The organism is Sphaerisporangium corydalis, assembly GCF_025506355.1.
GTDB classification, from domain to species: domain Bacteria; phylum Actinomycetota; class Actinomycetes; order Streptosporangiales; family Streptosporangiaceae; genus Sphaerisporangium; species Sphaerisporangium corydalis.
Genome location: NZ_JANZYP010000010.1, coordinates 23,209 through 45,868 on the forward strand (window position 1 = coordinate 23,209; position 22,660 = coordinate 45,868).

The window sequence follows — 22,660 nt, forward strand, 5'->3', positions numbered from 1 at the left end:
ATAGGTGATCCACATGGCTGGCTGTGGGCTCTTTGCCCATCTGGCCTGCGCCCAAGTAGCCAAGCGAGACAGAAGCACACCAGCACGCCCACGCTTCACCAGCCAATCAGCGGGCATTGCGCTGTAGGAGGACCCCCTGTCGGCCGCTCCTCGGCGGCTGGCCTGGAGGCCAACGTAGACATGCGTCGTATTCGCGTCGCGATACATGTTCGGTAAGTCAAAGACTGAGAGTTTTACCAGTTCAGAGGCCTGTTTGTGGTTCGGTGGACAGCACTCTGTAAATCGTCGGCTCAGCCTACGCAAGTTCGAACCTTGCACCTGCCACCGGGATTTCCCCCAGCTCAGAGCCCCGTAAGGGGCTCTTTTGCTTTCCAGGGGCATGCAGTCAAGCGCAGCGACCTTGAGAGCCGGTAGGCCGTCGTTGGGTCACAGAGAAACGGCCGTGAGTTACGCGGCCGTGGCGCGAGTCGTTAGGTGAACTGGGCCGGAGTCGGCTCCCTATTCGACTCGTCGCGTTGAGGCCGTACGCTCACCGTGAGTTGTAGCAGTCGGGTGCCAGGGTGTCGGACGTTCCGGTGGGCTGGGGTTAGCCGCGTGGGGCGTACATGATGATTAGTACGCCGATCAGGCAGATGGCTGCTCCGGTGATGTCCCAACGGTCGGGGTGGAATTTGTCCACCGCCATGCCCCAGGCCAGCGAGCCTGCGATGAACACGCCTCCGTAGGCGGCAAGGATGCGGCCGAAGTTGGGGTCCGGTTGGAAAGTGGCGACAAACCCGTACGCGCCTAGGGCCACGATTCCGGCGCCGACCCACAAGAGGCCACGGTGTTCCCTCACTCCCTGCCACACCAGCCAGGTCCCGCCGATCTCGGCGAGGGCGGCCACCAGGAAGAGCAGGAGGGAACGCGCGACAGTCATGGCCGGGCCGGTCGTTGTCGGTTTTCGGGCATCACACCCGGCCCCTGTCCGCCAACGAGGTCGCCATCCCGGCCCGATCCGCCAACGAATTCGTCATCCCGCCTCGATCCGCCAACGAGGTCGTCATCCTGGCCCGATTCGCCAACGAGGTCGTCATCCTGCCCCGATCTGCCGACGAAGTCGCCATCTCTGCCCGTGTCCGTTGGTTCGGAGAACGGCAGCGGGCAACAGGAGCTGCCCGCGCACGCCACCAGGTCGTCGCACCCGGCGTTCACCGCCTGGATCAGTGTTTCCCGGATCGTCTGGAGGTCGGAGATCTTTCGCTCCACCTCTGCCAGCTTGCCCGACGATCGCGCCCGCAGGCCGCCGTCCGGTTTGCCGTGACGGTGTGCCGTCGTCTCGACCAGGCCGGTCACCTCGTCCAGGGTGAATCCCAGCCGCTGCGCGACCTTGATCACGCGGAGGACGGTCACGGTATTCGGCGGGTACAGCCGATGGCCGCCGTTGGTGCGCTGCGGCTCCTCCAGCAGGCCCCGCCGATGGTAGTAGCGCAGCGTCTGGGCATTGACCCCCGCCGCTTCCGCGACCTCTCCCGTACGCAGCCAATTCCCGCTCATGACGCCACCCGAGGAGCCGCGCCGCCAGCCACTGCCTGGGGAGCCGCGCCGCCCGCCCGGGACGCGAGCCCGTCGAGCACCGTGACGTGAGTCGCGGGAACGTGGATGTCCAGGGTCAGGATTTCACCGGCAGGAGTAAGGGTGAAGTCGAAGAAGGAGCAGCAGTTCGTCTCACGTGCCATCAGTTCGCGGGCGGTCTCCTCTATCTGTCGTCCGGCTTCCAGAGTCAGCCGAAGGTGTGTCGGTCCTACGCGTTCCAGGGCGCGCGACGCCGAGGCGAACAGGTCGTCGAACTCCGCCACCCGCAACGGACGGTCCTCGGTCGGAAGCGTGCATTCGGCCGGCGTCCAATCCATGGGCCCTCCAGGTGCCGAGGCCGCCGCCCGTCTTTCCCGCGAGCGTCGTCCCTTTCAGACGGTAAGCCTGTACTCCGGTACAGGATGCAACCCCCGAAACCATGGATGGCCCGAGCGGCGGCTTGACCTGCACCGGCACCGTTGTGGACAGTGCACTAGGGCGTCCCGTCGCGCTCGCTTCCTTGGGTGAGGCGCTGGAACTGCCGTTCGTGCACGCTCGCCACCCACTCCCAGCCGGGCTTGGCGGACGGGCCGACCCGCAGGTCGCTGGGATCGTGGCCGTCGCGCAAAGCGAGCACGTACGCTCGGTCCCGCTCGATCCGTGCGCGTACCTGATCGGCTCCGCCGACGGACCCGTGGCCGGGGACGACGACATCGACATCGCCTGCCACGCCGTCGAGCAGCCGCAGCGCGGCGAGGTAGTCCTCGATCGGGTCGGTGGTGCCGTTCAGGTCGAGCATCGGGATCAGGACGTCGGACAGCATGTCGCCTGCGATGAGGACGCCGCGCTCCTCGATCAACAGCGCCGCGTGGCCCGGGGCATGCGCCTCGTGCTCGATGATCCGGACCTCGGGGCCGTCCCACGGAATTCGCGCCGTGGCCGAGGGCAGGCCGGTGATGAGGCCGAGCAGGTCCAGCGGTACGTCGTCGGGGATGCCGAACCGGCGGGCGTCGATCCCGTTCGACAGCCGGGCCCTGACGGTGTCCGCGCAGCGGGCCGTGCCGTAGCGGGGCGCTTCGCCGAGCCCGGGGTGCCAGAGCAGGTGATCCCAGTGCGGATGGGTGGAGAAGGCCACCACGACGGTCTGCCCCGAATCGGACAGGTCGCGTGCGAGGCAGGCCAGTTCGTCCCCGTGTACCCCGGCGTCGACGAGCAGCACGCCGTCCTGGCCCTGCACGACGACGGCGTTGCTCGCGCAGAACTCGCTCTGGTGGACCAGCACACCGTCCGTTACCTGCTTCAGCACGGGTTGGCCTCCTTCACGTCCCGGACGGAGTAGTGATGCAGCGTGACGCCCTGTTCGAACGATCGCTGGTCGAGCAGGTCGAGCTCGATCGGCATGTCGTAGTCGTCGAACAGCGGCCTGCCGAAGCCGAGGATCGCCGGGTGGGTGCAGAGCAGCAGTTCGTCAAGGAGGCCCGCCCGGAGCAGCTGCGTCGCGAGCGTCGCGCCGCCCACACTGATGGTGCCGTCGGTCCCGGCCCGCAGGGCGGCGAGTTGCTCGATCGCGTCGTCTCCGCCGATGATCCGGGTGTTGTGATCGGCGCTGAGGCGTGTGCGGGAGACGAGGATCTTGGGCTTGGCGATCCAGAGCTCGCCGTACTCACGCATGAAATCCGGCAGCGACGCGTCCTCGGGCGCCCGTGGCCAGTACTCCTCCATCGTCTCGTAGATGACCCGGCCGTGGACCATCAGCGCGAGCTCCCGCGTCCGCGCGTTGAACTCGCGATGCAGTTCCTCGGTGAGGCGCAGCCACTCGCCGGCACCGTTGTCCCCAGGAACCTGCTCGATCCGCAGGTCGAGGGACACGTTCATGAAATAGACGAAGCGGCCCATCATCTCCTCTTTCACTAGTGGTTGCGATTTGCAACTACTATAGGGAGGGCGAAATACCTGTCAAGGAGGAATCGTGCAACCACGGTCCGGGTGTCCGATCAACGCCGCCGTCGAAGTGCTCGGAGATCGCTGGACGTTGCTCGTGCTTCGCGACGTCATCTTCGGCGACCGCCGGTACTTCCGGGCGCTGCTCACCGGGTCGATGGAGGGCATCGCATCGAACATCCTCGCCGACCGCCTCGTACGGCTCGTCGAGGCGGGGCTCCTCACCCGTGGCACCGCGGCGCGGGGGCAGCGCGCTCGGTACAGCCTCACCGAAGCCGGCATCCGAACCCTTCCGATCATCTACGCCCTCGGCGACTGGGGCCTCGACTGGCGCCCCGGCAGCGACGAGCTCCGGAGCCGGCAGGAGATCATGCGCGCTGAGGGTCCGGCGTTCGTCGAGGAACTCATGGACGAGCTCCGCGTCCGTCACCTCGGCGCCCCGCCGATGCCGCACGACGGCCCAGGCCCGCTCGAGCGCCTCGACGCCGCACTGCAGAGCGCGCGACCGCTGAGTACGCGACCGCTGAGTACGCAAGGGGCGCACAACGAATCGGACGGTCCATGACCTCGCCCAGCACCGCACCCGCACAGGTCCCACCAGCCTGGGACCACGCGGGCCGATGGGGTCAGCGATGTCGGCGGTACCGCAGCTCCACGATCCCGCTGCTGGAGGGGGCGCTGGAGACCAGGTCGAGCTGGTAGGACCTGGGAACGCCGTCGAACAGCCGGGTGCCCTCGCCCGCGACGTAGGGGAACATGCTCACGTGGAGCTCGTCGATCAGGTCGAGCCGCATGAGCGACCGCCAGAGGCTGACGCCGCCCCAGACGATGATGTGGCCGTCACCGCCCTGCCTGAGCTTGTCGACCTCCTCTGTCGTGTCGCCGGCGGCGATGGTGGTGTGGGCCCAGTCGGCGGTCGTCAGGGTCCGGGAGAAGACGACCTTGCGACCGGCGTTCAGGATGCCGGAGAACGGGTGGTCGGTGGCCGTCGTCATGGACGCGCCGATGGACTCGTAGGAGGTACGGCCCATGACGTGCGCGTACGCGCTCCGGAGAAAGTCGAGGTGCGCCGGGTCGTCGGGCTCACGGTTCTCGGGCAGGTCGAAGCAGAACTTCCAGAAATCGGTGTCCTCGTCGGCGAGAAGGCCGTCGAGGGAGTAGTTGAACACTGTCGCTATCAGTTTCCGCATGATCAGAACTCCGTGGTCTCGGGTCGTCTGGGGGTCGTGCTCACTGGGGAACGGGCCGCGGCGCTCGCGTGGCAGCGGCGGCTGTGGCCTGTCGCCTGGGGTTCAGACGCCATTGCCGCCCGAAACTCATCGGCATGAAGCGCGTGGCGTCGCCGCCCAGGGCTGGGGGCGGGCCGAGGTGACCACGTCGTGCGGCCGGCCCAGGGGGATGCGGCTGATCTCGCCGAGGCGGTGAGCTCGCTGAGCGGACGAAAGGGGACGCGTCGGAGCGCGGCTCAGATGACCTTGAGCAGCGGCTTAGATGACCTTGAGCAGTTGTTCGGCCAGGACGGCTGCCGAGGCGGGGTTCTGTCCGGTGAACAGGTTGCGGTCGACGACCGTGTAGGGCTGCCACATCTCGCCCTTGGTGAAGTCGACGCCCAGGTCGATGAGCTCGTCCTCCAGCAACCAGCGGGCCTTCGGGCCGAGCCCCACCGCGTTCTCCTCATCGTTGGTGAACGCGGTGACCCGGTAGCCGGCGAACGGCGAGACACCGTTGATCCTGGTCGCGAGCATGGCGGCCGGGGCGTGGCAGACGATGGCGAGGGGCTTGCCGGAGGCGAGCGCCGCGGTCAGCAACCGGCCGGCATCCGCGTCGAGGCACAGATCCTCCATGGGGCCGTGGCCGCCGGGGAAGTAGACGGCGTCGTAGTCCTCCAGACGGGCGTGCGCCAACCGGATCGGCCGCCGCATCACCTCCGCGGAGCGGATGACCTCCTCGAGATCGATAGCGGCCTGGGCGCTGCCGGCCATCTCGGGCCGCAGGCTCATCATGTCCACGGTCGGGACCACCCCGCCGGGGGTCGCGACCACGACCTGGTGACCGGCCTCGGTGAGCGCCTTGTACGGGGCCGCGAACTCCTCGGCCCAGAATCCCGTCGCGTGCCGGGTGCCGTCCTTGAGCGTCCAGTACGCCGCCCCGCTCATCACGAAAAGCACCTTCGCCATCGGACAGCCGCCCCCTCGTCCGCAGTAACCCGGTCGCCACAAAGCCCTGACCAGGACGTTCATCCCCCATCATGATCGAGGCCACACCGCCGCTCCGGTTCGAAGAATTATGCGTAGGCGGCTTTCCGGGACTTCATGTGAATCTCGGGCTTGGGTGGTTTTGCTTTTCGCTTTCTCGGACCTTTCGCTACTCTGCTCATCGTGTTCTCCCTCGTTAAAATTGCTCCCGTACCCACTACGAGTGACAGCTTTTCGCCGGAGTCGAGCGAAGCCCAGGTCAATCGCCCCACTCGATATGCGCCGTACAGTTCGCCTATGTCTCTTCTCAGAAGCCTGGCCCCCATCAAGGCGGGTCAGGTAACCGTCAGCAAGATGTTCATGGCGTTGATCATTCTTGTCTCGGCGGTGGTGGGTGGGGTGGTGACGAGCCTCCTGCCGCGCGGCGACGTCCCGCTGATCGTCGCTGAAGGGCATGCTCAGCTCACCATGCGAGGGTCGGGCTCGTTCCAGCCGGATGATGGAGTGACGGCGTTACTTCCGGCCAATGTGTGGTGGACCGACAGTGGCGGTGGCGAGCATGTTGGAGGCCGTCCCTCGTGTCTTTGGGACGAGAAGAACAAGGGCAATGAGAACAAGTGGTCCAGGGTGGAGGCCGGTTATCGGTGGATGAAGATGCCGAGCGGTGGATCGTATCCCCTGGTCGCCTGGCTCAGGTGCCCTTAGCTTCCGGAATATGAGCAGCAGGCGGTCGGGTGGGGGGTCAGGAGGCGAGGAGGTCGAAGTGGAAGCCGATGAGGAGGAGGGTCGCGGCGACCAGGCGTAGGGGGGCGGCAGTGGGGTGTCTGAAGCCGTCGGCCGTCCAGTGGACCAGGGCGGTCAGGGCGAACCAGATCGCGCAGCCGGCGCCGGTGCCGGCGATGGCGGCGACGATCACCAGGGTGATGTTGGCGGGTGTTTCGAGCTTCGAGCCGGTGAGGTGCCACAGCGGGTAGTTACGTAACGCGACGTAGATCGCTGCGGACATGCCGATGATCCCCGCGGCGATCAGGGTGACGAAGTGGACGACGAGGTTCGTCTCCGTGGGGCGGTCTATTTGGACCTGGGCCGCCCGCAACCGCGTGGGGCCGACGATGTCGAGCACGATGGTCGCCCCGCTCGCGAAGGCTGTGATCTTGCCGAGGCGACCCAACCAGATCATGGGCATGCCCAGCAGGTCGTTGCCCAGCGTCGACCTGCCCTCCGACCACATCCGCCATGCGTCGAAGTAGCTGATGTCAGGCATGACCGGAGCCTAGAAGTCGCGGAGGTGGTTGCCTAGCGGATGGTGAGGGATCACCCGTGCCGGTACTGAATGCCCGTCGCGATATCCCCGCGTAATTCAGGGCGGCCGGAGGCCGCGGGTCAGGAGCACTCGCGCATGATGTCCGCCAGTTCGTCGGGTCGCATCGGCGGTTCGGGTAGGGGGTGGGCCGCTGAGGCGCGTAGGCCGTCGAGCATGAGGGCGAGCTGGCGGCGCCATGCCTGCGGCCTGACGTGGGCGGTGGCCTCGACCGTGCGGGCGGTTCCCCAGGTCACGAAGGCCATGTCCTCGAGGGTGACGTCGCTTCGCAGTGCTCCGGAGTCGCGCGCCCGCTCGATGATCTGCTTCATCAGCTCGTACCCGCGCACGTGGCCCTCGGTCGGGGGTGCCTGGGGGACGCGGCGGCAGACGAGGTCGTTGTAGCCGCGGTCGGCGGCCTGCAGTTCGCAGATCCGTTCCAGGAAGTGGACCAGGCACTCCCACGGATCGTCCATGGCCAGGGCCTGCTCGGCGAATCGCACCACGGTCCCGGCGCGGTCGGCGAAGACGGCTCCGATCAGGTCGGCGCGGTCGGGGAAGTGGTTGTACAGCGTGCCGCTGCTCACCCCGGCCGTACGGGCGATCTCGTCCAGGGAGACGTCCAGCCCGCGCGCGGCGTACAGCTCCTGGGCGGCCTTGATCAGCAGGTCACGGTTGCGCTGCGCGTCCTTCCTCAGTGGCTTCGCGCGAGTCGGCATGAGAGCGATCCTACCTAAGTTGACCGCATTCCCAACTTATGGCTACGCTCCAAGAAGTTGACGGTACAGTCAACTTACGGAAATCCGATCGAGGAGCTGACCTCTCGCATGCCCAGAACCCTCGCGATCTTCGGTGCCGGCCCCGTCCTGGGCCTGTCCCTCGCCCGCCGATTCGGCAGTGAAAGCTTCCGCGTCGCACTCGTCGCCCGTACCACCGAGAATCTCGGCCATCTCGTCGCCAGGCTCGCCGAGGACGGCATCGAGGCGGCCGGTTTCGTCGCCGACGTCTACGACCGCGAGCAGCTCGCGGGTGCCGTCGCGGCCATCACCGCGGAATACGGCCAGATCGACGTGGCCGAGTTCAGCCCGGGGGGCGGCGACATGGGCGAGGGCATCAGGCCCGTGCTGGACGTCGACCCCGAGAATCTGCAGTTCATTCTCGACCGCTTCCTGCTCTCGGGTGTGGCCCTGGTCCGGGCCGTGCTGCCGGGCATGGTCGAGCGCGGCGACGGCGCGATCTTGTTCACCGCGGGACAGTCCGGCGTCCACCCGGCGCCGTTTCTCGGCAACATCGGCATGGCGCAGGCGGCGCTGCGCAACTACTACTCCAACCTCAACCGTGTGGCCGCCGGCCAGGGGGTCTACGTCGGCGCCGTCAACGTCGGCGCGCTGATCGAGGGCAGCGTGCCGCACCGGGCGATCATGGCGTCCACCGAGCCGCTCGGGTTCGAGCCGGAGGTGATCCACCCTGACGTGTTCGCCGAGAGCTTCTGGGACCTGTACGCCAAGCGCGACCGCGTGGAGGCTCTGGTCGGCTCGTTCGGCCAGTAGGACCTGCGAGGGGCAGGCAAGTCGAGAGCAGTACGCAGATTAGAGAGCACTGCTCTTGACTGTGACGGGTTGTCGGGGCATGCTTGTTCTTGAGCGAGAGCAGTGCTCTCGTAAGGAATCTGCCGAGGAGCCTGCCATGACCCGCTACATCGAACCGAGCCGTATGGACCACCTGTTCAACCGCACGGTCGCGGGCCTCACCCGGCTCGGGGTCAGTGTCTGGGGTTCTCGGATCCTGTACGTCCGCGGCCGGTCCAGCGGCGATTGGCGGACCACGCCGGTGAACGTGCTGACCCTGGACGGCACCCGGTACCTGGTCGCGCCTCGCGGCATCACCCAGTGGGTGCGCAACGTGCGCGTATCCGGTAACGGCGAACTGCGCGTCGGCCGTCGCGCCGAACCGTTCACCGCCACCGAGCTGTCCGACGACGAGAAGCCGGCCATCCTGCGGGCGTACCTGAAGCGCTGGGGCTGGGAGGTCGGCAGGTTCTTCGAGGGGCTCGACGCGAACGCGTCCGACGAGCAGGTGCGGGCGATCGCTCCGGGCTTTCCCGTCTTCCGGATCGACCAGGGGGCCTGAACCCTCCGCTGGTGGATGCCGGAAGGCGGGGGATGGCCGTGGCGAGTCACAGCGGTCAGGTCGTCAGGGAGAGGAGCAGGGCCCCCGCGATGGCGATGCCGTAGCAGGTTGCGGCGAGGGCCACGATTCGGGTGCGGCGGTGTTCGGTCCAGGATGTGCGGGTCAGCAGCCAGGCCAGGGCCGGGAGGACCAGGATGCCGTGCAGGCTGATCCCGTGGACAGGCTTGAGGAAGCCGCCGAGCTGGTAGGCCAGTCGCTGGTGGCCGGTGTTGACCAGGGTCACCCCGCGGGCGATCATGGCCGCGCCGGAGGCCAGGCCGATGAGCAGGGTGACGAAACCGGCGCGGATCGCCAGCCGCATGCTCGGCGGCTGGTCGGGGTCGGTACGCAGGGCGTGCGCGGCGAAGGTGACCAGCACGGTCACCAGGACGGCGCCGCCCACCGCGAGCATCAGCGAAACCGACCTGTTCACCGTGGTCTCGGTGTTGAAGTGTGACGGGACATGCCGCCATGCCTGGAGCGTGGTGCCGCCGACCTCGACGACGCAGTCGGCGGCGAAGACCGCGAGCAGGATCGTCCGGGTGCGCGGGCCGACGCGCAGGTAGGAGGTCACCCAGGTGATCGTGATCAGGGTCAGGCCGAACGACAGGCCGAACGTGGCCGGCTTGCGCCACGACACCGGCCCCTCCCAGGGCCCGCCGCTCACCGCGAACACCCCAAGGTGGAACACTCCGGCCACGAGCAGGGCCGCTCCCACGACGTAGCAGGCGCGCTCGACCCCGCGGGCGTCCGTCCAGGACGACGCCAGCGCGGCGAGGCCCCGGCGGAGTGCCGTCTCGTTCGTACGGTCGGCCGCTGCGGTGGTCATGGGCACTCCTGGGGTGGGGCGGTGATCGCCCACCCCAGGCTGGTCGTCCTTTTTCGGCCCTGAGGAGGGAGCGAACCGGTCGCCTCTCACGCTGCCGAATGCCCGGCGCCCGCGCATCGTGCGGCGGGCGGCTCCCGGTGTACGCCGGGGGGAGTATCCGAGGGGTCAGGGGAGGTTGCCGCGCCAGTAGGTGCCGCAGACGCGGAGTTTGGCGGTTCGCTTGAGTACCTGGCGGACCTGGCCGAACGAGATCTCGGTGCCCCAGTACTGGTGGATGACGGCGGTGACCGTGGTGCCCTTGCCGTTCCAGATGCGGACCGGGATGACGTGGCGGCCACGGTAGGCGCCGTCGTACCAGATGTCCGCCACGGGCTGCCGGTTCTGGGTGCGCTTCTTCACCTGGAGCGTGTGCCGGCCGTCCCTGCTGACGAGGGTGATCGGCGACAGCCCGGGAATGTAGGTCGACTGGCGGCAGGCGGCCGCCTCGGCCGGGAGCGTTCCAACAACGGGGAGCAGGGTGGCCGCTCCCAGGGTCAGGGCCGTCAACGAGCGTGCCAGCCGAAGACGCATCGCCGTTCTCCTCGCGTTTCGATGTCGTGGGTCTCCCGGAGGACCGGCCCAGACGCTCTGGGACGGGCGGGGGCCGGTCCTCCGGGAGGCGGTGAATGGCGAGTGCAGCGTAAATCGGGGAGCCCGCGCGAAAAACAGCATTCGATGGGTTCTCGGTGCGGATTCTCAGGGGCGCGGGGTGTCAGCCGTTGGCGAGGGCCTGGACGCGGGAGAAGTCGCCGTTGAAGAGGTCCTGGTCGCCGGGGAAGGTTCCGTGGTCGGCGAACTGCCAGATGGTCTGGTAGCCCCAGTTGTACGGCATCGGGCCGGGCGAGCCGTTGTAGTTGGCGAGCATCAGCGGGTTGGTGGAGGAGAAGTCGCCGGAGTTGCCGGTGCACTGGCTCCACCAGCTCGTCGCGGTGTAGATGACCGGCCAGCGGGTGGTCCTCGCGTGGTACTGGTTGCTGAAGGAGAGGATCCAGTTGACCATGCCGGCCGCCGAGAGCCCGTAGCAGGTCGCGCCGTACGGGTTCCACTCCATGTCGAGCAGCCCGGGAAGCGTCCTGCCGTCCTTGGACCAGCCGCCGCCGTGCGCGATGAAGTAGTCGGCCTGGGCCGCGCCTGACGAGGTGTTCGGGGTGGCGAAGTGGTACGCGCCGTGCACGATGCCGACGTTGTAGGCGCCGGTGTACTGCTGGCTGAAGTACGGGTTGACGTAGCTGGTGGACTCCGTCGCCTTGACGTAGGCGAACCTGGCGCCGTTGGCGGCGACGCTGGACCAGTTGACGTTGCCCTGCCAGCCGCTGACGTCCAGGCCGGGGGTCTGCGCGGCGAACGGCCGGATGACCACGTCACCGTTCCGCGGTGGTTCGTGCTTGGCGACCTGCGATCCCATCCAGTCCATCTCGGGATGGGTGACGGGGTTGACGGGGGTGGGGGCGGCCACGGCGGCGGGGGCGCCGAGCGTGACCGTCATGGCGGTCAGCGCCAGAACGGCGAGTGCCTTGGCGCGGGTGGTGAGGGCAGGGCGGGGCGATTGGGCGGGTGATGCCACGTGATCCTCCGAGGGGGGTGTGCCCGGGGAACGGTCGCGAGACCGCGGCGGGTGTCCGTTCGGTGGCCGGATCGTGGTTGGCCGTGCGCCGCGGTGTCGGCAGAGCGGGTGGGCTCCTTTAAGGGGATAAGACCGATTTCCTTAGTAAATATCCTTCATCCGCCTCATGATGAAAGGTGTAAAGTTTCCTAACTATCCCAGTCTGATTGGCAGATCCGGCACCCACCGCAGGTCGTGAGGGGCGGACAGGCCAGGAGTGGCTTCGAGGTCCTGGGCCGATGGCGGGCTCCCCGCGCGAGGCGGTCAAGGGGTGGCTGGAGCGGGGCTGGATCTGGGGTGGACGGCGATGGGACATCGTTGGACATACCCCACTTTCGGTTGCCTCGGGCAATAATATATATTTGCCTTAGGCAACCAGATGGAGGCGGTCATGGCGTCGAAGGAGAGCTGCGGCGAGCTGCTGGTGCGGTTGAGCGACATGGGCACCGTGATCAAGGCCGTGAAGCGGGACCTGCCGTTCGTCGGCCCCCGTACCGGCCTGGCCCTGCTGGTGGCGCTGCACAGGTGCGGTGAGCTGCGCATGGGCGAGCTGGCCGACCTGTTCGACGTCGACCAGTCCGTGATCAGCAGGCACGTGGCCGACCTGGAGGAACGCGGCTGGGTCGAGCGCGTCCCCAACCCCCGTGACGGGCGGTCCTGGTACGTCCGGCTCACCTCCGACGGCCGGCAGGTCACGGAGAAGTCGCTCGCACGAGTCCGCGATCTCCTGGCCAGCACGCTCGACGACTGGACCGACGAGGAGATCATCAACCTCGCCGGCCTCCTCGCCAGGCTGCGCGACAGCTTCGACGCCCACCGGGACCGTGCCGCCGCGCACCACTCCCGCATGCCAAGGACGGCCCCCCCACCGCCCCCGACTCCCGCGGTCTCCGCGGTCCAGGCACCGGAGGTCACCACGGCCGCCGGCGCCGCCCAGGTAGTGAGAGGAATTCGATGACAACCGCAGTACCGGCCGGGGTGCGGGAGGCGGCGCCTGAGGCGGCCGCGCCGATGTCGCACCGGGAAATCTTGGAAGCGCTGTCGGGACTGCTACTCGGCATGTTCGTGGCGATCCTGTCGTCCACCGTCGTGTCGAACGCCCTGCCCACGATCATCGCCGACCTGCACGCGGACGAGACCACGTACACGTGGGTGATCACCGCGACGCTGCTCGCGACCACGGTCTCCACCCCCATCTGGGGAAAGCTCGCCGACCTGGTGAGCAAGAAGATCCTGGTGCAGCTCGGGCTGGTGATCTTCGTCGTCGGCTCGGCCATCGCCGGCGTCTCGCAGAATCCCGGGATGCTCATCGGCGCCCGCGTGATCCAGGGCCTCGGCGCCGGCGGTCTCACCGCGCTGGCCCAGGTGATCATGGCGGCGATCATCTCGCCGCGCGAGCGGGGCAGGTACTCGGGCTACCTCGGCGCGGTCTTCGCCCTCGCCACCATCGGCGGCCCGCTCATCGGCGGCGTGATCGTGGACACGTCCTGGCTCGGCTGGCGGTGGTGCTTCTACGTCGGCGTGCCGTTCGCCCTCATCGCCCTGATCGTGCTGCAGAAGACGCTGCACATTCCGGTGTACAAGCGCGAGGTCAGGATCGACTGGGCCGGCGCGACGCTGATCACCGCGGCGGTGTCCCTGCTGCTCGTGTGGGTGTCGTTCGCGGGCAACAAGTACGACTGGATGTCGTGGCAGACCGGCGCGATGGTCGGCGGCTCGCTCGTACTGGCGCTGCTGTTCCTTCTCGCGGAGTCCAGGGCCCGCGAGCCCATCGTCCCGCTCCGCCTGTTCCGCAACAGCGCGATCAGCCTCGCCGTGGTGGCCAGCCTGCTGGTGGGCGTCGCCCTGTTCGGCGCGACCACGTTCCTGAGCCAGTACTTCCAGCTCGCGCGGGGTGAGACGCCGACGATGGCGGGGGTCATGACCCTGCCGATGATTCTCGGCCTCGCGCTGTCGTCGACCATCGTCGGGCAGATCATCACCCGCACCGGCCGCTGGAAGATCTTCCTCGTCATCGGCGGCGTGTCCCTGACCGCCGGCCTGGGGCTCATGGGCTCCCTGCGGTTCGACACCCCTTACTGGCTGATGGCGATCTACATGTTCCTCGTCGGCATGGGCGTCGGCATGACCATGCAGAACCTCGTCCTGTCCGTCCAGAACCAGGTCAGGCCGGAGGAGCTCGGCGCGGCCAGCTCGGTCGTCGCGTTCTTCCGCACCCTCGGCGGCGCGGTCGGCGTGGGCGCGCTCGGAGCCGTGCTCGGCCACCGGGTCATCCAGTACCTCGACGAGGGCCTCGCCAGGCTGGGCCTGCACACCACCCTGACCAGCGGTTCTGTTCCCCACCTCGCCGACCTGCCCCTCCCCGTGCGGCTGGTGGTCCAGGGCGCCTACGGGCACGGCGTCGGCGACGTGTTCCTGTACGCGGCGCCGTGCGCGCTGCTGGCCCTGGTCGCCATCCTGTTCATCAAGGAGATCCCGCTGCGCACCGCCAGCGCCGAGGAGATGCGCAACGCGGGCACCCCGGAGGACGGGAACAACGGCTCGGGCCCCGGCCGTCACGCCCAGCGTGAGGTCCCGGAGCGGGTCACCGTGCCGGCCGACTCCGCGTACGGCACGCAGGAGCCCGTGCCGGTCGGCGCCTCGGTCGCGGCGGCGGAATCGGACGTCCCGGTCACGACGGAGGCGTTCGTCCCCGCCCAGGCGGGCTTCATGGAGCCCCTGGAGGGCGGCGGCGTCCGGGGGTTCGTGCGGGGCGTCGGCGGGACCCCGGTGGTCAACGCGACCCTGACCCTGATCGATGTGCGCGGCGCCCAGATCGGCCGCGCGGTCACGCGGGACAGCGGGGAGTACGGCCTGTGGGTGCCCGGCGTCGGCACCTACGTCCTGATCGCCTCCGCGCTCGAACACGACCCGCAGGTGGCGACGCTGGCCGTCGGTGAGGCGCCGCTGGACTTCGACCTGGTGCTGAACGGGTCGGGCAGGCTGGCCGGCACCGTCCGCGACCCGGAGGGCAAGCCGGTCGTCCAGGCGACGGTCATCGTGACCGACGCGCGCGGCGAGGTGGTGACCACCGGCGTGACCGGCCCCGACGGCGCGTACGGCTTCGCCGGGGTGGCGGCGGGCAGCCACACCCTGGCGGTGAGCGCCGCGGGGCACCGTCCGGCCGCGCTGCCGGTCGAGGTCGGCACCGGACAGACCAGGCTGGACGTCGAGCTGCTGCCGACCGTCCGGGTGCGGGGCACGGTGCGCCTCAAGGACGGCGGCCCGCTCGCCGACGCGCGCGTCACGATCCTCGACGGGTCGGGCAACGTCGTCGGCTCGGCGACCACCGGGCAGGACGGCGAGTACGGTTTCACCGACCTCGCCGGCGGCCGGTACACGGTCGTCGCCACGGGGTACCCGCCGGTGGCCAGCGCGCTCGACCTCACCCGCGAGGGCGACGACGCCTACGACCTGTGGCTCGGATACCCCGAATGACCGGAATGCCGCCGGTTACGGGTCACGTGGGGGCCGGGCGTGCCCGACACTGAGGGGAGGAGGAGGCGGAATGATGTCTGACACCCAGACGGTGGCGCCCGTCGACGCGTCGGTCCCCATCGAGGAGTACGAGGCGTACTGCGCGGTCGAGCATCAGCTCGGCGTCCTCTTCCGGCGCTCCCGCGCCCTGTCCGCCGAGATGGGACGCCAGGTGCATCCCGAGCTGGAGCCGGGCGCGTACGGGCTCCTGGTCCGCATCGGGGACGCGGCGCCCGCCCGGCCGAGCGACCTGGCGGCCTACTTCGGCGTCGGCAAGGCCACGATCAGCCGCCAGCTCAAGGTGCTCGCGGAGCTGGGCCTGATCGGGCGCGAGCCTGACCCGCTGGACGGCCGCGCCCACCTGCTCGGGCTCACCACCGAAGGGCGCGAGCGGCTCGACCGGGCGCGCTCGGCCCGGCAGAAGCGCTTCTACGCGCTGCTCGGCACCTGGCCCGAGAAGGACGTGCGGCAGCTCGGCCAGATGCTCGCCCGCTTCAACGCCCTGGCCGACAAACTGGACTGACACCTCGCACGGCCCGTCCGTCCACACCGCGTACCTGCCGGCGGTGTGGACGGTCGGTCATTTGGTGGGGAGAGCGGTGGGTCATTTGGTGGGGAGGGCGACGCCGCCGCTGTTGCCCGGCGCGTAGACCGTGATGCCCTGGGGGAGCGCCTTGAGCTTCTCGATCTCGGCGCAGGTCTTGCACCGGTCGTACCCGTCCTGCCGTGCCTTGTTCGCGTCGGCCTGCGCGCGGGCCTGGGCGACGGCCGCCTGGGCCTCGGCCACTCCGGCGAAGGCCGCCTGCGCCCGGTCGACCGAGGCCTGGACCTGGGCCGGCAGCGAGACCTTGACCAGGTTGAAGCGCAGGTCGATCAGGAAGTTCGCGCCCAGCATCTGCCGGAGGTCGCGCTCCAGCGTGCTGTTGACGGCGTTCTGGACCTTGATGAGGTTGGCGTTGTTGTCCTGCGGCGCCAGCCGCACCGGCTTCTGGGCCGCGCCGTTCTCCACGAAGGCGCAGGAGGAGACGAGCTCGGCGCAGCGGAACACCCCGATCTGGCTGCGCAGGGCGTTGTCCACGACCGGCCGGATGGCCTGGCCGAAGAAGCTGGACCAGCCCTCCTCACCGTCGTAGGGGTAGCGCATCTCGTTGTCCTGGCCGCGGAAGCGGCGGGTGCCGAACTTGTCGTCGAACAGCTTCAGGGTGTCGTGGTCGAGGTTGAGCGTGAAGTACAGCGTCCCCTCGATGCCCATGTTGACGCCGTCGCCGCTCGGGACGGTCACGACGTCGACGCCGAGCAGCGTGCTGCGCTTGGGGTCGGCGGTGATGGTGTAGAACCGCTGCTGGGCCGGGTACTTGTGCACCTCCGACCACCAGCCCGTCCACGTGACGCCCGACGCGGGGTCGATCACCTGGCGGACGAGGTTGTCGTCGAGCGGGCCGCCGTCGCGGACGACCGCCACCTCCCCGCCGTTGGTGCTCTCCCAGCCGCCGAACAGGCCGAACAGGGTGACGATGGCCGTGACCAGCGCCGTCGCGACGGCGACGAAGATCAAGGTGGGGCGTAATGACATCGGTGCCTCCTAGAACCGCTCGTGCCGAAGGGGTGGGCTTCGTCGTATGATCTCCCTTCAAGGTAGATTTCGTTGAACAATACGACAAGCCCCTGATATGACCATTTACTTACGGTCTTTCTGGCGAACGGGCGCGTGCGGGTGGGGCCGCCCGATACGGTGGAACCGAGGTCACGGGGGATCACGTCGCAGGTCAGTGGGCCTGGTGCCGCTGGCGGGACGTTTGGTGTCATAGCGATGCGTGTCACTTCCTGACACCTATGGGGATTGGGCATAATCTGTCCCGCTATGGAGACGCGCTGGGTCGGGCCTGACGGCTACGAGATCACACCCGCGACGCGTGGTGATCGCCAGGTGCTCCGCCTCCGACGGCACGGCGAACTCGTGGTCGACTGCTTCAGCATCGACGAACTCCGTCAGTTCGTGAACCTCGCCGAGCTGTGCGAGGTGATCACGGTGCCGTTCGGCAGCCGTTCCCCGCGCGGGCGGCAGGAAGCGCTCCGCTGATCGCTGACGACGGGTCCGCGCCGGGCGTCTTCGCACGTCCGGCGGCGGCTCCTGCCAGGCCGCTCGCGGACAGGCCTGGGGGCACCCACAGTGGGGTCCCCATAAGGGTTCCCGGATGGGCGTTCTGATTCGCATCGGTCGCGGGGTCCGTGTATGGTTACACCTGTCCGCAGCGCGGCGCGGTGACGCGAACGCGAGCGAGACCGGCCCCTTTAGCTCAGTCGGCAGAGCGTCTCCATGGTAAGGAGAAGGTCTACGGTTCGATTCCGTAAAGGGGCTCGACAGCGTAAATGCCCTCTCCCGGATTGTCGGGTGGGGCTTTTCGCTTGTGGGTATCGGCGCGTGCAGACCAGTCGCCTGAAATGGGGAATTGCGGGGGCCCAGCGATCAGGCATACTGGGAGCACCCAGCCCAGATCGGGCACGCGAAACCGCGTACGCGATCGTCGTACAGGTCAGGTATCCTCTAGAGGCCGGTCGAGTTCACCGGCCCTGAAGCGGAGTAGCTCAGTCAGGCAGAGCAAGCGGCTCATAATCGCTGTGTCGCCGGTTCAAGTCCGGCCTCCGCTACTACCCTGCCCGGTCCCTCTGTGAAGAGTGGCCGGTTCGGGTTGTCCATGTGTCCCAAACGTAGAAAGGCACTCCCACGTGGCTGCCACCGACGTTAGGCCGAAGATCACGCTGGCCTGCCAGGAGTGCAAGCACCGCAACTACATCACGCGGAAGAACCGGCGCAACGACCCGGACCGGCTTGAGCTGAAGAAGTACTGCCCCAACTGCAAGTGCCACCAGGCGCACCGCGAGACGCGCTAGGGAAGTACTGCCGGCGGCTCCTCACCCGGCCGGGCACCGACCTGCCCCTGCCGGAAGGCCCGCTGCGCGGCGCGCTTGGCCGTTCTCGGGCCAGGCGCGCGATCGGCGTTCTACCCCCGGAAAGCTGATCCGCCCTTCCACGCGGCAAGGCCGATCTCGTTTCGACGTCCGATGATTCGACGTTCGCTGCGGGAAGATCTTCACGACGCGGGAAGCCGGTTCGTCATGTCACGCGGGATGATCCGCTTTGCCATGCGACGAACCCGGCCGTCCTGCCGTGCGAGGGAAGCCGATCCGTGCCGTGACGCGTTCGTCGGCGACTGCCGAACGTTGTTCTGTTACCGTCGGGCTCGTCAGCTGCGCGTTCCGAGAGGGCTCAGCTTCGCGTTTCCGAAAGGGCACCGGCACGATGGCATTGAACCGTGATTTCGTCGGACGGACGTACCCGTCGTCCACCTCCTACGAGGTGGCCCGCGTCAAGATCAGAGAGTTCGCCGCCGCGATCGGCGACCACAATCCGATCTACCGCGATCCCGAGGCCGCCAAGGCGGCGGGCCACCCCGACGTCGTCGCGCCGCCGACGTTCCCCATCGTGTTCAGCCTCTCCGGCGCCGGAGAGGCGCTCGCCGACCCCGAACTCGGCCTCGACTTCGCGATGGTGGTGCACGGCGAGCAGCGCTTCGAGTACGAGCGCCCGATCTACGCCGGTGACGAGCTGCTGTGCACCTCGACGATCACCGAGATCCGCAGCGTCGGCCGCAACGAGCTGCTGACGGTCACCAGCGAGGTCACGACCCTCCAGGGCGAGCCGGTCTGCAAGACCTACAACACCATCATCGAGCGCGGAGGGGCGGCGTAACCCATGACCGCGACCGTGAAGTACGACGAGGTCGAGATCGGCCACGCGATCCCCGCCGCCGAATACGCCGTCCACCGCGTCAACCTGGTCATGTACGCCGGGGCGTCGGGGGACTTCAACCCGATCCACTGGAACGAGCGGTTCGCCAAGGCCGTCGGCCTGCCGGACGTGATCGCGCACGGCATGTTCACCATGGCCGAGGCCGGCCGGTTCGTCACCGACTGGGCGGGCGACCCGGGGGCGGTCCTGGACTTCGGCGTCCGGTTCTCCTCCATGGTGGTCGTCCCGGACAACGAGGACGGGGCGGTGATCACGGTGAGCGGAGTCGTCGAGGAGAAACTGGACGACAATCGCGTGATCGTCGCGCTCACCGCCAGGTCCGGCGACTCCCGCGTCCTGTCCAAGGCTCGCGCGACCGTCCGCCTCGCCTGACCGTCCCCGCGCGAGCCCGTGTCCCGGCGCTGCCTGAATGCTTCCGTGTGAGCTGGGTACGGGGGCGGGATGAACGAGCCGTCGAAGCAGGAACGCGTAGCCGCTGATCAGCGTGCGGAGACCAGGCCGGACGTCGGCGAGGGCACCCGCGCGGAGGCGGGGCCGGAGAACGTGATCGCCTCCCAGGTGCTCTGGGATTCGAGCCTCGCGACGTCGCGGCTGGACCAGGAGATCGCCGTCCCTCCGGCGGAGAACGACGAATCGGCCGGGAAAGCCGAGACGCCGGTGTCGAAGGCCGAGAAGTCGGGGTCGGCGGAAGAGAAGGACGTGCCGGTACACGAGGATCACAAGGACGCCGAGGCCGACCACCACGAGCGCGAATCCCGCTCGCCCGCCGACCGAGCCCGCGACCTGCGCCGCCCGAACGTCAATCACTGACCCGTCCCGACGGAACGGCCGAGGCCGGCCCGGACGATCGACGGGCCACCGAGGTTGGCCGATCTCCTTGACCGTCCCGACGGGACGGCCGAGGTCGGTCCAGGCGTTCGACCGTCTCTGCGGGAGGGCCGGGGGTCGGTCTAGGCTGAGGGCCGGCGCGTGGTGTTCGCGCGCCGGGCTCGCCACCGCCGGGCTCGCCCGCGGGGTTCGTCCATCTAGATCGTTCTTCTGGTTCATCCTTCGGGTTCGTCCGCCGGATCCGTACGCGCTGGGGAAGGTGCATGGCTGACCGTGTGGCAGGGGTGCGGCTCGCGCCGTACACCACGTTGAGAGTGGGCGGGCCCGCCCGCGCCTTCGCCGAGGCCCATTCGGGCGAGGAGCTCGTCGCGCTGGTGGCGGACGCCGACCGCGTGGGCGAGCCGGTGCTCGTCCTCGGAGGCGGCAGCAACCTGATGGTCTCCGACGAGGGGTTCGACGGCCTGGTGATCCGGGTCACCTCGCGAGGAGTGGACGTCAGGGACGACGGCGACCGGGTCGTGGTGACCGCGCAGGCGGGGGAGGACTGGGACGCCCTGGTAGCCCGCGCCGTGGCCGAGGGCTGGTCCGGGATCGAGTGCCTGTCCGGTATCCCGGGCCTGGTGGGGTCGACCCCGATCCAGAATGTCGGCGCGTACGGGCAGGATGTCTCACAGACCGTCGTCGGCGTGCGGGTGTACGACCGGCAGGCGCGCGAGCTGCTCGACCTCGACGCCGGGCAGTGCGGTTTCGCCTACCGGCACAGCGCCTTCAAGGCGGATCTCGCCCGCTACGTGGTGGTGTCGGTGACCTACGCCCTGGAGAGGTCGGTCAGATCGGGGCCGGTTGGGTACGCGGAGCTGGCGGCCAGGCTCGGGGTCGAGATCGGCGACAGGGTCACCCTGCGCGAGGCCCGTACGGCCGTGCTCGCCCTGCGCCGGGGCAAGGGCATGGTCCTGGACGCCGCCGACCCGGACACCTGCAGTGCCGGCTCGTTCTTCACCAACCCGATCCTGACCGCGCCGGAGGCGGCCGAGCTGGAGCGCCGGGCCCCGGGGTTCCCCCGCTGGGCCGTGCCGGGGGGCGCGGTGAAGGTGCCCGCGGCCTGGCTGATCGAACATGCGGGCTTCCCCAAGGGCTACCGGCGCGGCCCGGCGCGGATCTCCACCAAGCACACACTGGCGCTGACCAACCCGGGCGGCCTGGACCTCACCGGCTTTCCCACCGACCCCGAATCCCAGACCAGGGCCGCCCCAGCCATCGAGCCCCACGCTCACACCGACACCCAGGGCCACCCGCCCGGTCCGCACGCGGGTCCGCACGCTGGCCCGCACGGCGGTTTGCACGCTGGCCCGCACGGCGCCCCGGCGACGGCGGCCGACCTGCTGGCCCTCGCCAGGGAGGTCGTGGAAGGCGTCGACACCAAGTTCGGCGTCACCCTGGTCAACGAACCCGTGATGATCGGCCTCCACCTCTAACACCAATCGCCGTACCACTCCCCACTCCCTCGGCGCCCCAACGAACCGCTGAGGCGGAGGGGCGCCGGGCCAGAGGTCGGGAGGGGCGTGGACGCTGTAGGTCGCCGGGCCCGGTCGGTAAAGGTCCTCGCTTCGCTCGGGCAGTTTTTAGGGCCTCCCGGCATGGCTGGTGTCCGCTTCCCCACCCTTCCGCGCCCCCTCCACCTCTTCCACCGCTTCCGCTCCTCTACCCCTCCTGCCCCACCGTCCCTTGCGCCCCGACCCGTTCGCGCCGGGCTGATCCCCACTCGGCATCGTGGGTTTCTTGTTCGGCGCCGATGCGGTGGGAAGTGGCACGGTCAATTCGGCGCCGAACTACGGTGATCGACCGGAGCACGTCTGCCGAACCCAGCCTTTGTTCCCGGCAGGCAGGTAGAGCGCTATTGATTCGGTGGTCAAGAGGGCCGGTAGGCCGTGGAGAACACTGCCCGAGCCGAAGGCGAGGACCTTTGATGGTGAAGCAGGGGGTAGGCGCGACATGAACGGGGTCGGTGGGGCGGGCTAGGCGGTCGGGCCTTGGAGTGTCGTGGGCTGGTTGGGCTGGTAGGTCTTTGGTGTAGTGGGGGGATCGGTAGGGCCGGTAGGCCTTTGGAAACTGCCCGAGCCGAAGGCGAGGACCTTTTCAGGTGGGTTGGCGCCGAAGAGGGCGCCGGATTCGCCGTTCCATTTCCCGCCAGTTCGGCGCCGAGCGGAGATCTCGCGATCGAGGGTTGAGCAGGGTCTCCGTGAGGGAGCGGCAAGGTGTCAGAGGAGGGGTTCGGCTAGGAGGAGGAGGCCGAAGATGGCGAAGGCGGCGGCGGCGCCGTAGCGGATGACCTTCTCGGGGAGGTGCTTGCCGATCAGTCGGCCGGCCAGGATGGCCAGCGCGTCGGCGGCGACCATGCCGACGGTGGAGCCGATCCAGGTGCCGAACCAGCCGTGCTGCGTCGCCAGCGTGATCGTGGCGAGCATGGTCTTGTCGCCCAGTTCGCTGAGGAAGAACGCCACGGTGACCGCGACCAGCGCGCTGCCCGTGGTGCGCTGTGCCTTCCTGGACTCGTCGTCGCTCAGCTCGTCACCCCGCAGCGTCCACACGGCGAAACCGAGGAAGGCGATGCCGGCCGCGATGGCGATGGCGGTCGTCGGGAGCGCGTCGCCGATGAGCCCGCCGAGGCCGACGCTGAAAAGGTGGACCACCGCCGTGGCGACGGTGATGCCCGCGAGCACCGGCCATGGCCTGAATCTCGTGGCGAACGTCATGGCCATGAGCTGGCTCTTGTCACCCAGTTCGGCCACGAAGACGACGGCGAGGCTGATCCAGAACGCTTCCACAGGGGGGTCGCCCTTCCTTGTCGTGCGACCGGGCCGGGAAGCGGGCACCT

Annotated in this window: 27 protein-coding genes and 2 tRNA genes; 15 read left to right on the top strand and 14 right to left on the bottom strand. The window is 68.6% G+C overall.

All coding sequences use genetic code 11. The features are described 5' to 3' along the window. Positions 1–586: 586 nt before the first annotated feature. The 5 genes from NYZ98_RS09850 to NYZ98_RS09870 all read right to left on the bottom strand — a co-directional run bounded on the left by NYZ98_RS09850 (position 587) and on the right by NYZ98_RS09870 (position 3,450). Positions 587–919, bottom strand: coding sequence for a YnfA family protein (locus NYZ98_RS09850; protein ID WP_262842275.1), 333 nt, complete (start codon positions 917–919; stop codon positions 587–589). Beyond that, a complete protein-coding gene (locus tag NYZ98_RS09855; protein ID WP_262842276.1) occupies positions 916–1,536 on the bottom strand; it encodes a MerR family transcriptional regulator in 621 nt (206 codons plus the stop codon). Before NYZ98_RS09855 ends, NYZ98_RS09850 begins: the two co-directional genes overlap by 4 nt. After that, positions 1,533–1,892, bottom strand: a complete 360-nt coding sequence (locus NYZ98_RS09860; RefSeq protein WP_262842277.1) for a hypothetical protein — start codon at positions 1,890–1,892, stop codon at positions 1,533–1,535. Before NYZ98_RS09860 ends, NYZ98_RS09855 begins: the two co-directional genes overlap by 4 nt. Positions 1,893–2,047: 155 nt before the next feature. Next, the gene (locus NYZ98_RS09865) at positions 2,048–2,860 is read right to left on the bottom strand and encodes an MBL fold metallo-hydrolase (RefSeq protein WP_262842278.1); all 813 of its coding nucleotides are present in this window, start codon (positions 2,858–2,860) and stop codon (positions 2,048–2,050) included. Next, on the bottom strand, positions 2,854–3,450 hold the full coding sequence (locus tag NYZ98_RS09870) for a dihydrofolate reductase family protein (RefSeq protein ID WP_262842279.1): 597 nt from the start codon (positions 3,448–3,450) through the stop codon (positions 2,854–2,856). Before NYZ98_RS09870 ends, NYZ98_RS09865 begins: the two co-directional genes overlap by 7 nt. 73 nt (positions 3,451–3,523) lie before the next feature. Here NYZ98_RS09870 and NYZ98_RS09875 point away from each other — a divergent pair, with 73 nt between their 5' ends. After that, complete coding sequence (locus NYZ98_RS09875) at positions 3,524–4,060, top strand: winged helix-turn-helix transcriptional regulator (protein WP_262842280.1); 537 nt, start codon at positions 3,524–3,526, stop codon at positions 4,058–4,060. A 61-nt stretch (positions 4,061–4,121) separates the two neighbouring features. Here the strand turns inward: NYZ98_RS09875 and NYZ98_RS09880 are convergent, their stop codons facing one another. After that, on the bottom strand, positions 4,122–4,685 hold the full coding sequence (locus NYZ98_RS09880) for a dihydrofolate reductase family protein (RefSeq protein WP_262842281.1): 564 nt from the start codon (positions 4,683–4,685) through the stop codon (positions 4,122–4,124). Between the two features lie 297 nt (positions 4,686–4,982). Then, entirely contained in the window at positions 4,983–5,672 is a 690-nt protein-coding gene (locus NYZ98_RS09885; RefSeq protein ID WP_262842282.1) for a type 1 glutamine amidotransferase domain-containing protein, read from the bottom strand. Positions 5,673–5,987: 315 nt separating this feature from the next. On the opposite strand from NYZ98_RS09885, the gene NYZ98_RS09890 reads away from it, so the two are divergent. Further along, positions 5,988–6,395 carry a hypothetical protein gene (locus NYZ98_RS09890; protein WP_262842283.1) on the top strand — a complete coding sequence of 136 codons (408 nt, stop codon included), beginning with the start codon at positions 5,988–5,990 and terminating at the stop codon, positions 6,393–6,395. Positions 6,396–6,432: 37 nt separating this feature from the next. On the opposite strand, the gene NYZ98_RS09895 is transcribed toward NYZ98_RS09890, so the two are convergent. Together NYZ98_RS09895 and NYZ98_RS09900 are read right to left on the bottom strand one after the other, a co-directional pair. Next, positions 6,433–6,954 (bottom strand): hypothetical protein, encoded by a 522-nt coding sequence (locus tag NYZ98_RS09895; RefSeq protein WP_262842284.1) that lies wholly within the window; start codon positions 6,952–6,954, stop codon positions 6,433–6,435. Between the two features lie 119 nt (positions 6,955–7,073). Then, positions 7,074–7,709 (bottom strand): TetR/AcrR family transcriptional regulator, encoded by a 636-nt coding sequence (locus NYZ98_RS09900; RefSeq protein WP_262842285.1) that lies wholly within the window; start codon positions 7,707–7,709, stop codon positions 7,074–7,076. Between the two features lie 108 nt (positions 7,710–7,817). On the opposite strand from NYZ98_RS09900, the gene NYZ98_RS09905 reads away from it, so the two are divergent. Together NYZ98_RS09905 and NYZ98_RS09910 are read left to right on the top strand one after the other, a co-directional pair. Further along, positions 7,818–8,540: an SDR family NAD(P)-dependent oxidoreductase gene (locus tag NYZ98_RS09905; protein WP_262842286.1), complete on the top strand. Its 723-nt coding sequence runs from the start codon at positions 7,818–7,820 to the stop codon at positions 8,538–8,540. Between the two features lie 136 nt (positions 8,541–8,676). Next, on the top strand, positions 8,677–9,120 hold the full coding sequence (locus tag NYZ98_RS09910; protein ID WP_262842287.1) for a nitroreductase/quinone reductase family protein: 444 nt from the start codon (positions 8,677–8,679) through the stop codon (positions 9,118–9,120). 55 nt (positions 9,121–9,175) lie between these two features. Here NYZ98_RS09910 and NYZ98_RS09915 read toward each other — a convergent pair whose 3' ends face one another. The 3 genes from NYZ98_RS09915 to NYZ98_RS09925 all read right to left on the bottom strand — a co-directional run bounded on the left by NYZ98_RS09915 (position 9,176) and on the right by NYZ98_RS09925 (position 11,591). Beyond that, positions 9,176–9,988: a hypothetical protein gene (locus NYZ98_RS09915; protein ID WP_262842288.1), complete on the bottom strand. Its 813-nt coding sequence runs from the start codon at positions 9,986–9,988 to the stop codon at positions 9,176–9,178. 165 nt (positions 9,989–10,153) lie between these two features. Then, positions 10,154–10,558, bottom strand: a complete 405-nt coding sequence (locus NYZ98_RS09920) for a hypothetical protein (protein WP_262842289.1) — start codon at positions 10,556–10,558, stop codon at positions 10,154–10,156. Between the two features lie 181 nt (positions 10,559–10,739). Beyond that, positions 10,740–11,591 carry a lysozyme gene (locus NYZ98_RS09925; RefSeq protein WP_262842290.1) on the bottom strand — a complete coding sequence of 284 codons (852 nt, stop codon included), beginning with the start codon at positions 11,589–11,591 and terminating at the stop codon, positions 10,740–10,742. A gap of 430 nt (positions 11,592–12,021) precedes the next feature. Between NYZ98_RS09925 and NYZ98_RS09930 the strand changes: the two genes are divergently transcribed. From NYZ98_RS09930 to NYZ98_RS09940, 3 genes are all read left to right on the top strand, one after another. Next, positions 12,022–12,588 (top strand): MarR family winged helix-turn-helix transcriptional regulator, encoded by a 567-nt coding sequence (locus NYZ98_RS09930; protein WP_262842291.1) that lies wholly within the window; start codon positions 12,022–12,024, stop codon positions 12,586–12,588. Beyond that, entirely contained in the window at positions 12,585–15,107 is a 2,523-nt protein-coding gene (locus tag NYZ98_RS09935; protein ID WP_262842292.1) for an MFS transporter, read from the top strand. The genes NYZ98_RS09930 and NYZ98_RS09935 overlap by 4 nt, the downstream gene beginning before the upstream one ends. A 73-nt stretch (positions 15,108–15,180) precedes the next feature. Then, positions 15,181–15,669 carry a MarR family winged helix-turn-helix transcriptional regulator gene (locus NYZ98_RS09940; protein WP_262842293.1) on the top strand — a complete coding sequence of 163 codons (489 nt, stop codon included), beginning with the start codon at positions 15,181–15,183 and terminating at the stop codon, positions 15,667–15,669. An 81-nt stretch (positions 15,670–15,750) separates the two neighbouring features. On the opposite strand, the gene NYZ98_RS09945 is transcribed toward NYZ98_RS09940, so the two are convergent. Continuing rightward, positions 15,751–16,719 (bottom strand): SPFH domain-containing protein, encoded by a 969-nt coding sequence (locus NYZ98_RS09945; RefSeq protein ID WP_262842294.1) that lies wholly within the window; start codon positions 16,717–16,719, stop codon positions 15,751–15,753. Positions 16,720–17,007: 288 nt separating this feature from the next. Between NYZ98_RS09945 and NYZ98_RS09950 the strand changes: the two genes are divergently transcribed. The 8 genes from NYZ98_RS09950 to NYZ98_RS09985 all read left to right on the top strand — a co-directional run bounded on the left by NYZ98_RS09950 (position 17,008) and on the right by NYZ98_RS09985 (position 21,260). Continuing rightward, positions 17,008–17,226, top strand: a complete 219-nt coding sequence (locus NYZ98_RS09950) for a transposase (RefSeq protein ID WP_262842295.1) — start codon at positions 17,008–17,010, stop codon at positions 17,224–17,226. A gap of 206 nt (positions 17,227–17,432) precedes the next feature. After that, positions 17,433–17,505: transfer RNA gene (locus NYZ98_RS09955), tRNA-Thr, on the top strand. Positions 17,506–17,721: 216 nt separating this feature from the next. Further along, positions 17,722–17,795, top strand: a tRNA-Met gene (locus NYZ98_RS09960). Between the two features lie 78 nt (positions 17,796–17,873). Then, positions 17,874–18,038 (top strand): 50S ribosomal protein L33, encoded by a 165-nt coding sequence (gene rpmG / locus NYZ98_RS09965; protein ID WP_203881979.1) that lies wholly within the window; start codon positions 17,874–17,876, stop codon positions 18,036–18,038. Between the two features lie 409 nt (positions 18,039–18,447). Continuing rightward, positions 18,448–18,897 (top strand): MaoC family dehydratase N-terminal domain-containing protein, encoded by a 450-nt coding sequence (locus tag NYZ98_RS09970; protein WP_262842296.1) that lies wholly within the window; start codon positions 18,448–18,450, stop codon positions 18,895–18,897. Between the two features lie 3 nt (positions 18,898–18,900). Next, positions 18,901–19,329 (top strand): MaoC family dehydratase, encoded by a 429-nt coding sequence (locus tag NYZ98_RS09975; RefSeq protein ID WP_262842297.1) that lies wholly within the window; start codon positions 18,901–18,903, stop codon positions 19,327–19,329. Positions 19,330–19,398: 69 nt separating this feature from the next. Further along, positions 19,399–19,767, top strand: coding sequence for a hypothetical protein (locus NYZ98_RS09980; RefSeq protein WP_262842298.1), 369 nt, complete (start codon positions 19,399–19,401; stop codon positions 19,765–19,767). 281 nt (positions 19,768–20,048) lie between these two features. Next, positions 20,049–21,260 carry a UDP-N-acetylmuramate dehydrogenase gene (locus NYZ98_RS09985; RefSeq protein ID WP_262842299.1) on the top strand — a complete coding sequence of 404 codons (1,212 nt, stop codon included), beginning with the start codon at positions 20,049–20,051 and terminating at the stop codon, positions 21,258–21,260. Between the two features lie 783 nt (positions 21,261–22,043). On the opposite strand, the gene NYZ98_RS09990 is transcribed toward NYZ98_RS09985, so the two are convergent. Further along, entirely contained in the window at positions 22,044–22,610 is a 567-nt protein-coding gene (locus NYZ98_RS09990) for a TMEM165/GDT1 family protein (RefSeq protein WP_262842300.1), read from the bottom strand. Positions 22,611–22,660 lie beyond the last annotated feature (50 nt).